Here is a 13050-nt window from a genome sequence, read left to right on the forward strand (position 1 = left end):
GCACGTTCGCAAGGAGCCAGTGATGTCCGCCGACCAGACCGCCACCGGTGGCGACGTCCGCCTCTGGGGCGCCCGCTTCGCCGACGGCCCCTCCGAGGCCCTGGCCCGGCTCTCCGCCTCGGTGCACTTCGACTGGCGCCTCGCCCCCTACGACATCGCCGGCTCCAAGGCCCACGCGCGCGTCCTGCACAAGGCCGGCCTGCTCACCGCCGACGAACTCGCCGCCATGCACGACGGACTCGACCGGCTGCTCGCCGACGTCGAGGCCGGCACCTTCACCGGCACCGTCGCCGACGAGGACGTCCACACCGCCCTGGAACGCGGCCTGCTGGAGCGCCTCGGCCCCGACCTCGGCGGCAAGCTGCGGGCCGGACGCTCCCGCAACGACCAGATCGCCACCCTCTTCCGGATGTACCTGCGGGACCACGCGAAGACCATCGGCGGACTGCTGCTCGACCTCCAGCACGCCCTGGTCGGCCTTGCCGAGGCCCACCCGGACACCGCGATGCCGGGCCGCACCCACCTCCAGCACGCCCAGCCCGTGCTCTTCGCCCACCACGTCCTCGCGCACGTGCAGGCCCTCGGCCGGGACGCCGAGCGGCTGCGCCAGTGGGACGCCCGCACCGCCGTCTCCCCGTACGGCTCCGGGGCGCTGGCCGGCTCCTCGCTCGGCCTCGACCCGGAGGCCGTCGCCGCCGACCTCGGCTTCGAGGGCGGCTCGGTCGGCAACTCCGTCGACGGCACCGCCTCGCGCGACTTCGTCGCCGAATTCGCCTTCGTCACCGCGATGATCGGGATCAACCTGTCCCGGATCGCGGAGGAGGTGATCATCTGGAACACCAAGGAGTTCGGCTTCATCACGCTGCACGACGCCTTCTCCACCGGCTCGTCGATCATGCCGCAGAAGAAGAACCCCGACATCGCCGAACTCGCCCGCGGCAAGTCCGGCCGGCTCATCGGCAACCTCACCGGTCTGCTCGCCACCCTCAAGGCCCTCCCGCTCGCCTACAACCGCGACCTCCAGGAGGACAAGGAGCCGGTCTTCGACTCCTGCGACACCCTCGAGGTCCTGCTGCCCGCCTTCACCGGCATGATGGCCACCCTCACCGTCCACCGCGAGCGGCTCGAGGAACTCGCCCCGGCCGGCTTCTCCCTCGCCACCGACATCGCCGAATGGCTGGTCAAGCAGGGCGTGCCGTTCCGGGTCGCGCACGAGGTCGCCGGAGCCTGCGTCAAGGAGTGCGAGGCGCACGGCATCGAACTAGCCGACCTCACCGACGAGCAGTTCGCCGCCATCTCCGGGCACCTCACCCCCGAGGTGCGGTCGGTCCTCAACGTCCACGGCGCCATCGCCTCCCGCAACGGCCGCGGCGGCACCGCGCCCAGCGCCGTCGCCGTCCAGCTCGGCGAGATCAAGGCCGACCTCGCCGCCCAGCAGGAGTGGGTGACGGGCTGACGGCCCCACCGGCCACCACCGGGAGGGGCGCGACGGGCCACCCGCCGCGCCCCTCCCGTCCGTATGCGACCGGTCACCCGTAACCGGGACGGCCCCCGTCCGGTCAAGAACGGTATGTGCACCGCCCTCCCCTCCGTCCCCTCCGCCGAGGACGAGGTCCTCGCCGAGCTGCGCCGCCGCCGCGTCCGGGAGGCCGTCGCCGCCCTGCCCGGCCGCTGCCCGCAACTGGTCGCCGCCCTCGCCGAGGACCCGCCGCCGACCTACCGCGAGCTCTCCCACCGCCTCGGCATGCCGCGCGGCTCCATCGGACCGACCCGCGCCCGCTGCCTGGCCTGCCTGCGCGTGCTGCTGCACGCCGAGCGCTACGCCTGAGCGCCACGCCCGAGCGCTACGCCTGGACACCACGCCCGAACGCCATGCCCGAGCGGCCGCGGCGGTGCGCCCCGGCCCCGTCCCGCCGGGCGTGACCCTCGCCACGTCCGGCGGCCACGAGGTTGAGATCAGCTGACACCCGGGTAAGGCGCTGGCGAACGCGGCTCTTGACGGTGGCGCGCCCGCTCGGATACTGACCGTGAGCGCGCCGCCGCCGACGCGGCCCCACCAGGGCCGTGCGGGCCGGTGCGTTCGTGCGCCACCCCCGGTCTGGGCGGATCCCCGGCCGGGACACCCTCCGGCAGCCAACCGGTGCGACACCCTCACCTCTCGCGCGCCGGGCACAACGATGGGGAGGCCCCCGCACATGGGCATGAGCGTGATCATTTCGACCGCCGGGACGGACGACGCGGAGCAGATCCTCAAGCTCCAGTACCTCGGCTACCAGAGCGAGGCCGAGCTCTACGGGGACTGGGCCCTCGAGCCGCTGACCCAGACCCTGGAGAGCCTGCGCGAAGAGCTGACCGAACAGCACGTGCTCGTCGCCCGCCTCGGCGACGAGATCGTCGGCACCGTCCGCGGCCACCTCGGCCCCGACGGTGTCGGCCGGATAGGGCGTCTGGTCGTCCACCCCCGGATGCAGCGCCACGGCCTGGGCGGCCGGCTGCTGGAGGCCCTGGAGCGCCGCCTGGCCGCGGACGGCGCGGTGAGCTCCTACCGCCTCTTCACCGGCCACCGCAGCCTCGGCAACCTGCGCCTCTACGCCCGTCAGGGCTACCGCCAGACCACCGTCGAGCAGATCGACGGCCGGATCACTTTGGTGCACCTGGAGAAGTCCGCCGCGGCCCCGCTCGCCGCCACCGCCTGAAGCCCCCGGCCCGCCCCGCGCGGGCCCCGTCGAACCGGCGCCGCCGTCATTCGGACTCCCGACGGCGGCGCCGGCCGGCGTTTGCGCAGCTCACCGCCGTGAATGTCCGCATTGCGGACGCCGCTGCGAAATAATTGGGACCTCCTCGAACCATCTGATTTACTGGCTCACATGACTGCGACGACGAAATGGACCCCCACCGGCACCCCGCCGGCAGGTGAGAGCGCCATGTGCCGTCGAATGTGTCACCGCTGAGGGCCACCGCCCCCGGCACCCGCTGAGAGTGCCTCCCCTCGCGCCCCGAAGCGAGAACCCCGGCGTCGTTCCCGTCCGTGCGGACGCGCCCTTCCTGCCGCATCCCCCTTCTTCGGCCTGCCCGCACACCCGCCGGCGGCCCGCTGACTCGTAAGGGCCACGCCGTCGCGCGGCCCGGCCGCCCAGCGGCGACGATCAAGGGGTGGCAGGTCCGGATCCCCCCGGCGCGACGCCGTTCCCGTCGCCGACCGCACGGCGGTGCGACCTCCGCACGCCCGCCCCCGACCCACGGAAGCAGCTGTGATCACCACCACGGACCTCACCAAGGTCTACCGATCCCGCGGCCGCGAGGTGACCGCCCTCGCCGGCGTCGACCTCCACGTCCGCCCCGGCGAGGTCTACGGAGTCGTCGGCACCAGCGGCGCCGGCAAGTCCACCCTCATCCGCTGCGTCAACATGCTGGAGCGCCCCAGCTCCGGCACCGTCACCGTGGACGGCGTCGAACTCACCGCCCTCGCCGGTGGCGAGAACCGCGCCGGCAAGGACCTCCGCGAAGCCCGCCGTCGCATCGGCATGGTCTTCCAGCACTTCAACCTGCTGTCCTCCCGCACCGTCCAGCAGAACGTCGAACTCCCGCTGGAGATCATCGGGCTGGACCGCGCCCAGCGCCGCCGCAAGGCCGCCGAACTGCTCGACCTCGTCGGCCTCACCGACAAGGCCCGCAGCTACCCCGGCCAGCTCTCCGGCGGCCAGAAGCAGCGCGTCGGCATCGCCCGCGCCCTCGCCGGCGACCCCAAGGTACTGCTCTCCGACGAGGCCACCTCCGCGCTCGACCCCGAGACCACGCGCTCCATCCTGAAGCTGCTGCGCGACCTCAACGAACAGCTCGGCCTCACCGTCCTGCTCATCACCCACGAGATGGACGTCATCAAGTCCGTCTGCGACTCCGCCGCCCTGATGCGCGGCGGCCGGGTGGTCGAGTCCGGCGCGCTCACCGACCTGCTCGCCCGGCCCGGCTCCGAACTCGCCCGCGAACTCTTCCCGCTCAGCGAGTTCGGTACCGGACACCCCGGCGCCACCGTGCTGGAGATCACCTTCCAGGGCGACGCCCCGGCCCAGCCCTTCGTCTCCCAGCTCGCCCGCACCTACCAGATCGACATCAACATCCTCGGTGCCGCCGTCGAGACCATCGCCGGTCGCATGGTCGGCCGGATGCGCGTCGAACTGCCCGGCTCCCGGCACGACAACGTCGTGCCCATCGGCTTCCTGCGCGAACAGGGCCTCCAGGTGGACGTGATCGAAACGGTGAACGGAGCGGCGGCATGACCTGGGACCAGATGCAGGAACTGATGTGGCCCGCCACCTGGGAGACCCTCCAGATGGTCGGAGTGTCGACCGTCTGCACCGTCGTCCTCGGACTCCCGCTCGGCGTGCTGCTCGTCCTCACCGCCAAGGGCGGCGCCCTCCAGAACCAGCCCGTGAACAAGGTGCTCGGCGCGGTCGTGAACCTCGCCCGCTCACTGCCGTTCATCATCCTGATGATCGCGCTGTTCTCGTTCACCCGCTGGCTCGTCGGCAACTCCCTCGGCTGGCAGGCCGCCACCGTCCCGCTGACCGTCGGCGCCATCCCCTTCTTCGCCCGGCTCGTGGAGACCAACGTCCGCGAGGTCGACCGCGGCCTCGTCGAAGCCGTCCAGGCGATGGGCGGCAGCACCTGGACCCTGGTCCGCAAGACGCTCGTCCCCGAAGCCCTCCCCGGCATCGTCGCCTCCGTCACCACCACCGTCATCGCCCTCATCGGCTACTCCGCGATGGCCGGCACCGTCGGCGGCGGCGGCCTCGGCGACCTCGCCTACCGCTACGGCTACCTCCGCTTCGAGACCGCCTTCATGTGGGTCATCGTCGCCGAGATCGCGATCATCGTCACCGTGATCCAGCTGGCCGGCGACTACGCCGTGCGACGGCTCGCCAACCGCGGCCGCGGCGGCGGCCGGACCAGGCTGCTGCGCCCCCGCGCCGACACCGACTTCGTCGCCTCCTAGACCCCGGCGCCCCGGCGCCTCCTCCCGCAGGCCCCGCAGGCGGTCACGCCTCCCCGACTTCCTCGTCCGATCCTCGGACGCGGCTCCCCGCAATACGCAGAAAGGCACTTTTCGTGCGCAACTCCCTGAAGTTCACCAGCGTCCTCGCCACCGCCGGCATCGCCCTCTCCCTGGCCGCCTGCGGCAGCAACGGCGACTCGGCCTCCTCGGACCCGAACGCGCCGCTCACCGTCGTCGCCAGCCCGACCCCGCACGGCCAGATCCTCAAGTACGTCAAGGACAACCTCGCGGACAAGGCCGGCCTCAAGCTCAACGTCAAGGAGGTCACCGACTACGTGACCCCCAACACGGCGGTGCAGGACGGCTCGGCCGACGCCAACTACTTCCAGCACGTGCCGTACCTGGAGGACTTCAACAAGAAGCGCGGCACCGACATCGTCTCCGTCGAGGCCGTGCACCTGGAGCCGCTGGGCGTCTACTCCAAGAAGGTCAAGGCGATCGCCGACCTGCCGGACGGCGCCACCATCGGCCTGCCCAACGACGCCACCAACGAGGGCCGCGCGCTCAAGCTGCTCGCCGACAACAAGCTCATCACCCTCAAGGACGGGGCCGGCACCGCCGCCACCCCCGCCGACGTCACCGGCAACCCGAAGAACTTCAAGTGGAAGGAGCTGGAGGCCGCCCAGCTGCCCCGCTCCATCGCCGACGTCGACGCCGCCGTCATCAACGGCAACTACGCGCTCGACTCCGGCCTCAAGCCCGCCACCGACGCGATCGTGCTGGAGAAGGCCGAGGGCAACCCCTACGCCAACATCCTCGCCGTCAAGAAGGGCAAGGAGAACGACCCGCGGGTGAAGAAGCTCGCCGAGCTGCTGCACTCCGCCGAGGTCAAGAAGTTCATCGACGACACCTTCCAGGGCTCCGTCGTCCCGGCGTTCTGATCCCCGGCGTTCCGGTCCCCGGAGCCGACCCGCCCGACCCGCCCCTCCTGACCCGTCCCGCCGGACCACCGACCGGGCCCCCGCCGCAACCGCGCGGGGGCCCGGTCGGGCAGTATGCACCAGTGACGGTCCGACAGGCCCATTTCTGACGTACCGTCGTCCGGTCCCCGCACCGCGTGACCACCCGGCAGCGGCGAGGCGTACGGTGTGTCCACGACCCGGCGAGGAGAGACGGCATGGCAGCGAGCTTCCCCGAGACCGCCATCAGCACCGAACGGCTGCTGCTGCGCCCGCTTGCGGAGGACGACGCCCCCGGCCTGGCCGCCATGATGGCCGACGAACTCGTCCTGGCCTGGACCGACCACCCGCACCCCTTCACCGAGGCCCACGCCCTCGACCTGGCCCGCACCCTCGCGCCCGCCCACCGCGCCACCGGCCGGGGCATCGTGCTCGCCGTCACCGAACACCTCACCCAGCGCCTGGTCGGCCTGGTCGAGCTCCGGCACACCGACTGGCGGCTGCGCTCCACCGAGATCTCCTTCGTCACCGCCGCCTGGGCCCGCGGCGAGGGCTACGCCCCCGAGGCCGTCCTCGGCGTCGCCCAGTGGCTGTTCGAGGACCGGGGCTTCCTCCGCCTCGAACTGCGCACCGCCGCCGGGAACACCGCAGCCCAGCAGGTCGCCCAGAAGATCGGCGGCATCAGCGAGGGTGTTCTGCGCAGCGCCTGGATAGTGCGCGGCGAGTCGGGAGAGTCCGCCGCGTTCGGCGGGTCCGCCGCGCCCGGCGCGTCCGGTGACCGCGCCCCCGGCGGGGCGGGGGACCGCCGGGCCCACGGCCGCCCGGACCGCGACCCCTCGGGCTACGACCCCTCGGAGCGCGACCCCTCGGGCCACGACCCTGCCGGGTACGACCGCCGGGACCCGGACCGTCCGGCCGTCGGTGAGAGCCGCAGCGACCTCATCCTGTGGAGCCTGCTCCCCGAGGACATGGAGACCCCCGAGACCGCCGCCCCCGCCTGGGCCGGCGGCGACCGCTACGTGCTGCGCGACTGACCCGCGCCACCGGCCCCGCGCCACCGGCCCGCGCGACTGACGCGCGACCGGCCCGCGCGACCGAGGGGCTGCCCTTCCGGGCCGCTCGGCACGGACATGTGTACGAGATGTCCGCGCCGAGGGGATCACACCCGGTAACCTCTCCACCGGCGCCGCACACCGGCGCCGCCTGTCGGCGCACGGACGGCGAGGAGAACAGCCACAGATGGCTGACCGGATCACGGTCATCGGGTGGGACGGCACACCGCTCACCGAGGCCGCCGCCGCGGCCCTCGCCGCAGCCACCCTGGTGGCCGGCGCCCCCTACCAGCTCAAGGCCCTCCCGGTGCCGCCCGCCGCCGAACGCATCGCCCTCGGCAGCATCCAGCTCGCCGCCCGCCGGATCGCCGAACACCGCGGCGCCGCCGTCGTCATCGCCGAGGGCGACCCCGGCTTCTTCGGCGTCGTCCGCACCCTGCGCCGCCCCGAGTACGGCCTCGAACTCGAAGTCCTCCCCGCCGTCTCCTCCGTCGCCGCCGCCTTCGCCCGCGCCGGCATGCCCTGGGAGGACGCCCAGGTCGCGAGCGCGCACGGCGGCCGCCTGCGCCGCGCCGCCAACCTCTGCCGCGCCCACCCCAAGGTCGCCGTCCTCACCGCACCCGGCGCCGGCCCCGCCGAACTCGCCCTCATGCTCCGCGGCGTCCACCGCACCTTCGTCGTCTGCGAAGCCCTCGGCACCCCCGACGAGGACGTCACCGTCCTCACCTCCGACCGCGTCGCCGACCACATCTGGCGCGACCCCAGCGTCGTCCTCGTCATCGGCGGCAGCAGCGCCGGCGGCCCCGGCGGCGGACCCGCGAACGGCGCCGCCGGCGAGGCCGCGGGCTGGCTCGCCGGACGCCCCGTCGGTTACCCCGGACCGGACCGCGGCTGGGCCCTGCCCACCGACACCTACACCGGCACCGGCCGCACCCCCACCCCGCCCGGCGCCCCCGCGGACCCCGGCGCACCCGGCGCGACCGACACGCTCCCGGCGCACGTCCGCGCGCTCGTGCTCGCCCGCCTGGGTGCCCGCCCCGGCGACCTCGTCTGGACCGTCGGCGCCGGGAGCGGCGCGCTCGCCGTCGACGCCGCCCGCTTCGGAGCGGCCGTCGTCGCCGTCGAGGCCGACCGCTCCGCCTGCGCCCGGCTCGCCGTCAACGCCCGCCGCTACGGCGTCGAGGTCGAGATCGTCCACGGCCGGGGCCCCGACGTCCTCGGCGAACTCCCCGAACCCGACGCCGCCGTCGTCGAGACCGGCGGCCCGGAAGCCGTGCGCGCCGTGCTCTCCCGCCGCCCCGAACGGATCGTCGCCGTCGCCCGCACCCTCGCCGAGGCCGAGGAGGTCCGCCGCGTCATCGCCGCCGCGGGCTACCGCGCCGACGGCGCACTGCTCCAGTCCGCGCCGCTGCTCCCGCCGACCGGGGCCGCCGCCGACGGACCCGGTCTGCGCCTCGGCATGGGCGACCCGGGCACCTTCCTGCTCTGGGGTGCGCAGAAACCGTGAAGGCCCCGGTGGCGCCGGGTGGTGGTCCCGGTGGGAGCCGGTGCCGATCCGCGCCCCCGGACCGCTCGCCGCGTCCCGGCCGCGTCCCCGCCGCGTCCCCGCCGCGTCCCCGCCGCGTCCGCCCGCCGCATCCTCCCCGCACGGTCCCCGGCCACGCCCTCCCGGCCCGCCCCCGGGCCCGCCCGCTCCGCCCGGACCCGGTGCGCGGCCCGGCCGGACGGTGATCCAGGTCGCATCCGGACACCGATTCGGGAGGCGGCGTCCCCGGGCCGGTAGTGTGGCGTCCGGGACGGCTGCGGTGTCCGACAGCCCGCCCGATCCGGTCGGGTCCGATGCCTTCTGACATGGCGCAGACCGACGGGGTTCGGAGTGTGGGCAATTCGACGGGCCGCCCGCCGGACCTGGAGAATGCCGTAGGGTCCGGTGCGGTCGTGCCGGTTGCCCCGGCTTGTCGTTGTCTCAGATGACGCGCCGCCCCACCCGGGTGGCGCGCGGGCCGGGGTGCCGCAGCGCGCCGGAAGGATTTCGGCCGCAGCGCCTCGGCGCGGCGGCCGTGTGTGATTGAGGGGCGGGCCGGTGCAGGCCCGGCCCGTGCGGATGGGCGCTGCGGTCGGTGATCGTGTCGCCGAGGGCGCGGCAGCGGCCTGGAAGGAGCTTTGACATGACCGATGGCGGCCACGTCCCGAACGAGGGACTGCCGGAGCACCTGCTCGCCGGGCCCGACCGGTTCGGCGGCCCGGAGGGCGTCGCGGCTGTCGCACCCGCGCACGGCGTCGCGCTGGACGGCACCCTCCCCGGGGTGCCCGGGGCCGGCGTTCCCGGTGCGGTCCCGCCCGGCGCCGCCGTCCTCCCGCCGCAGGGCGTACCCGCGCACGGCGTGCCGGCCCACGGTGTGCCGGCGCAGGCCGTGCCCGTGCAGCCCGTGCCCGCGCAGGGCGTCCCGGCTCCGGGTACTCCCGGTGCCCCGCTCGGCGCGCCCGGATTCGCCGTGCCCGCAGCCGGCGCGCCCGGCGCCGCGGGTGACGCCTGGGCCGCCGCCCCGCGACCCACCTTCCACTTCGTCGACCAGCCGGACGGCCTCGACGACGAGGACGACGTCCTGCTGATGCCCGGTCCGCAGGGCTCCTGGGGCGAGCCGACGGCGCCCGTCGCCGACCCGGCCGCCGACCAGCAGACCCCGCCCGGCACCCCCGTCGAGCCGTCCTGGCCGCCGCTGGAGCCGCCCGTGCTCGCCGCCGACCCGGCCGGCGCCCCCCACGGCTTCGCGCCGCAGGCCGCCCCCGGCGTCCAGACCGTGCCCGGTGCCCAGTCCGTGCCGGCCCAGCAGCAGGGACCCGAGCCGGTGACGGCCGTTCAGTCGCCGCGCCGGCCGCTGCACGCCGGGCCGCCGATCCCGGACCCGTCCCTGATGACCGGCCAGGTCCCGGTCCGCTCGCTGGCCGACCGGGGCCCGTCGACCGGCAGCACGCCCGCGCACGGCATCCCGGTGGTGCCGGCCGCGGTCCAGCCCGAGCCGGCGGCCGTGCCCGTCGCCGTCCAGCCCGAGCCCGTGCCGCAGCCGGTCGAGGCCGCCGTCCCGCAGCCTTCCGTCGTGCCGCCCGCCGTCGTTCCCGTCGAGGCGCCGGTCGTGGCCGAGGCGGTCGTCGAGGCGCCCGTCGAGGCCGCCGCCGACATCGCCGAGGCACCCGGGAACGCCGAGCCGGCCACCGTCGAACCGGCCGTCGAACCGGTCGCCGTCGCTGCCGGGGCCCCGGTCGAGGGTCCCGCCGCCGAGGTTCCCGTGGCGGAGGTTCCCGCCGCCGAGGCCGAGGCCGCCGCCGATGCGCAGACCGGAGGCGGTCAGCCGCGCCGCATCTCCGCCTTCCTCGCCGCGCCGACCCCGCACGGCCTCCCGCAGGTCGAGCCGGTCGCCGAGCCCGTCGCCGAACCGCTGGTGGAGCACTCCGCCCCGGCCGCCGTCGGGACGGAGGCTCAGCAGTCCGCCCCCATAGCGCCCGTCGCCGACCCGGCCGAGTCGGCCGAGCCCACCGCGCAGACCGGGCCCGAGGCCGTAGAGCCTGCCGCGCCCGTCGCCGTCGAGCCGGCCCCGGCCGAGCAGCCCGAGCCTGCGGCGGAGGCCGCCGGGCCCGAGGGCGGGGCGCCCGTCGAGCCGGTGGCCGCGCCCGACCCGACCGCCGCCGAGGCCGCCGCCGACGCCGGGGTCCAGGCCCCGGAGGTGTCCGCCGAGACCGCCGCGGGTACCGGTGAGATGCCCTCCGGCCAGCCCGTCGCCGCCCCGGCGGAGGTTCCGGCCGAGCCGGTGTCCGCCGCCTCCGCCGCCTCCGCCGAGTCGGCCGAGGCCCCCGCCGGGGAGCAGCCCGAGGTCGAGCAGCACGTCGTTCCGACGGACGCCGTGACCGCCGAACTGCCCGCCACCGACGCAGCCGAGGCAGCCGGGGCCGCCCCGGCCCCGCACGCCGAGGACGGCACCCCGGCCGGGCCGACCGCCGTCGCCGAGCCCGCCACTCCGGCCGAGGGCACCGGGCCCGCCGACACGGCCGAGGCCGCCGAGGCCCCGGCCGACCCCGCCGAGGCCCCGGCCGACCCCGCCGAAGCGGTCGAGGTCCCCACCGCCGGCGCACCCGTCGCCGAGGCACCCGTCGACGCCGAGCCGACCGCCGCGGCCACGCAGCCCGCCGGCACCGAGGAGTCCACCGGCACCGGGGAGCCCGCGGAGCCCGAGGAGCCCGCCGAGCCCGAGGAGCCGCGCGGCCCCGCCGCGCCCGGCTACGACGAGGTCGGCCGCGAGGCCGTCCACCAGGTCATCCGCGAGCGCCGCGACATCCGCAACGGCTTCCGCCCCGACCCGATCCCGCACGAGGTGCTGATCCGCGTCCTGGAGGCCGCCCACACCGCCCCCAGCGTCGGTTACTCGCAGCCCTGGGACTTCGTGGTCATCCGGTCCGCCAAGACCCGCCGCAGGATGCACGAACTGGCCGAGCGCCAGCGCGAGACCTTCGCCGACACGCTCCCCAAGGGCCGCGCGAAGCAGTTCAAGGAAATCAAGATCGAGGCGATCCTCGAGACGCCCGTCAACATCGTCGTCACCGCCGACCGCACCCGTGGCGGCCGGCACACCCTGGGCCGGCACACCCAGCCGCAGATGGCCCCCTACTCGGCCGCCCTCGCGGTCGAGAACCTCTGGCTGGCCGCCCGCGCCGAGGGCCTCGGCGTCGGCTGGGTGAGCTTCTTCGACGAGGAGGAGCTGGTCCGCGAACTCGGCCTGCCCGAGCACCTGGAGGTCGTCGCCTACTTGTGCGTCGGCTTCGTCGACGCCTTCCCGGACGAGCCCGAACTCCAGCAGCAGGGCTGGGCCAAGAAGCGCCCGCTGTCCTGGGTCGTCCACGAGGAGCAGTACGGCAACCGCGCCCTGCCCGGCGAGGAGCCGCACAGCGTGCTCTCCGAGACCCTGCGCGGCATCCGCCCGCTGGACGCCAAGGCGCTCGGCGAGGCCTGGGACCGGCAGAAGCGGATGACCAAGCCGGCCGGCTCGCTCGGCATGCTGGAGATCATCTCCGCCCAGCTCAGCGGCCTGTCCCGGAAGTGCCCGCCGCCGATCCCGGAGCCCGCCTGCGTCGCGGTCTTCGCCGCCGACCACGGCGTGCACGCCCAGGGCGTCACCCCCTGGCCGCAGGAGGTCACCGCCCAGATGGTGGGCAACTTCCTGGCCGGGGGAGCGGTGGTCAACGCCTTCGCCAAGCAGATCGGCACCGAGGTCTGCGTCGTCGACGTCGGCGTGGCCGCCGAGCTGCCGGACGCGATCCAGCAGGGCCGCACCACCGGCCTGCTGCCGCGCAAGGTCAAGCCCGGCACCGACGACATGACCCAGGGCCCGGCGATGACCCGCGAGGAGGCCCTCAAGGCCCTCGAGGTCGGCATCGAGACCGCCCGCGACCTCGTCGCGGCCGGCAACAAGGCCCTGATCACCGGCGACATGGGCATCGCCAACACCACCGCCTCGGCCGCCCTGATCTCGGTCTTCACCGGGATCGACCCGGCCGAGGTCACCGGCCGCGGCACCGGCATCGACGACGCGACCCACGCCCGCAAGATCGAGGTCGTCCGCGCCGCGCTGGCCCTGCACCAGCCCGACCCGGCCGACCCGATCGGCGTACTCGCCGCGGTCGGCGGCCTGGAGCACGCCGCCCTCGCCGGCTTCCTGCTCGGCGCGGCCAGCCTGCGCACCCCGGTGATCCTGGACGGCGTGATCGCCGGTTCGGCCGCGCTCGTCGCCAAGGCGATCGCGCCCGAGGTGCTCGCCGCCTGCATCGCCGGCCACCGCTCGGCCGAGCCCGGCCACCAGGCCGCCCTGGCCAAGCTGGGACTGCGTCCGCTGATCGACCTCGATCTGCGGCTCGGCGAGGGCACCGGCGCCCTGCTGGCCCTGCCGCTGGTGCAGAGTGCGGCCCGCGCGATGCACGATGTAGCCACCTTCGACTCCGCCGGGGTCACCGAGAAGGCCTGACGTCCGTCCGAACCGCTCCGTGCACCGGCCCGAGG

At 75.1% G+C, this 13050-nt stretch carries 8 protein-coding genes and 1 pseudogene; all 9 read left to right on the forward strand.

Annotated elements, in window-relative coordinates; all coding sequences use genetic code 11:
• The first annotated feature begins 22 nt into the window (after positions 1-22).
• The 9 genes and pseudogenes from argH (at position 23) to cobT (ending at position 13015) form a co-directional block, all read left to right on the forward strand.
• On the forward strand, positions 23-1456 hold the full coding sequence (gene argH, locus BLU95_RS30415) for an argininosuccinate lyase (RefSeq protein ID WP_093862797.1): 1434 nt from the start codon (positions 23-25) through the stop codon (positions 1454-1456).
• A 114-nt stretch (positions 1457-1570) separates the two neighbouring features.
• On the forward strand, positions 1571-1828 hold the full coding sequence (locus BLU95_RS30420) for a hypothetical protein (protein WP_053646730.1): 258 nt from the start codon (positions 1571-1573) through the stop codon (positions 1826-1828).
• A gap of 367 nt (positions 1829-2195) precedes the next feature.
• Positions 2196-2696: a GNAT family N-acetyltransferase gene (locus BLU95_RS30425; RefSeq protein WP_093862798.1), complete on the forward strand. Its 501-nt coding sequence runs from the start codon at positions 2196-2198 to the stop codon at positions 2694-2696.
• Positions 2697-3251: 555 nt separating this feature from the next.
• Positions 3252-4277: a methionine ABC transporter ATP-binding protein gene (locus tag BLU95_RS30430; protein ID WP_093862799.1), complete on the forward strand. Its 1026-nt coding sequence runs from the start codon at positions 3252-3254 to the stop codon at positions 4275-4277.
• Positions 4274-4993 carry a methionine ABC transporter permease gene (locus tag BLU95_RS30435; RefSeq protein ID WP_093862800.1) on the forward strand — a complete coding sequence of 240 codons (720 nt, stop codon included), beginning with the start codon at positions 4274-4276 and terminating at the stop codon, positions 4991-4993. The genes BLU95_RS30430 and BLU95_RS30435 overlap by 4 nt, the downstream gene beginning before the upstream one ends.
• Before the next feature lie 113 nt (positions 4994-5106).
• Positions 5107-5934 (forward strand): MetQ/NlpA family ABC transporter substrate-binding protein, encoded by an 828-nt coding sequence (locus BLU95_RS30440; RefSeq protein ID WP_093862801.1) that lies wholly within the window; start codon positions 5107-5109, stop codon positions 5932-5934.
• A gap of 236 nt (positions 5935-6170) precedes the next feature.
• Positions 6171-6683: pseudogene (locus BLU95_RS44450) on the forward strand (GNAT family N-acetyltransferase); the annotation flags it as partial.
• 508 nt (positions 6684-7191) lie between these two features.
• A complete protein-coding gene (cbiE, locus tag BLU95_RS30450; protein ID WP_093862803.1) occupies positions 7192-8511 on the forward strand; it encodes a precorrin-6y C5,15-methyltransferase (decarboxylating) subunit CbiE in 1320 nt (439 codons plus the stop codon).
• A gap of 661 nt (positions 8512-9172) precedes the next feature.
• Positions 9173-13015, forward strand: coding sequence for a nicotinate-nucleotide--dimethylbenzimidazole phosphoribosyltransferase (cobT, locus tag BLU95_RS30455; protein WP_093862804.1), 3843 nt, complete (start codon positions 9173-9175; stop codon positions 13013-13015).
• Positions 13016-13050 lie beyond the last annotated feature (35 nt).

The organism is Streptomyces sp. TLI_053 (assembly GCF_900105395.1).
Taxonomy (GTDB): Bacteria; Actinomycetota; Actinomycetes; order Streptomycetales; family Streptomycetaceae; genus Kitasatospora.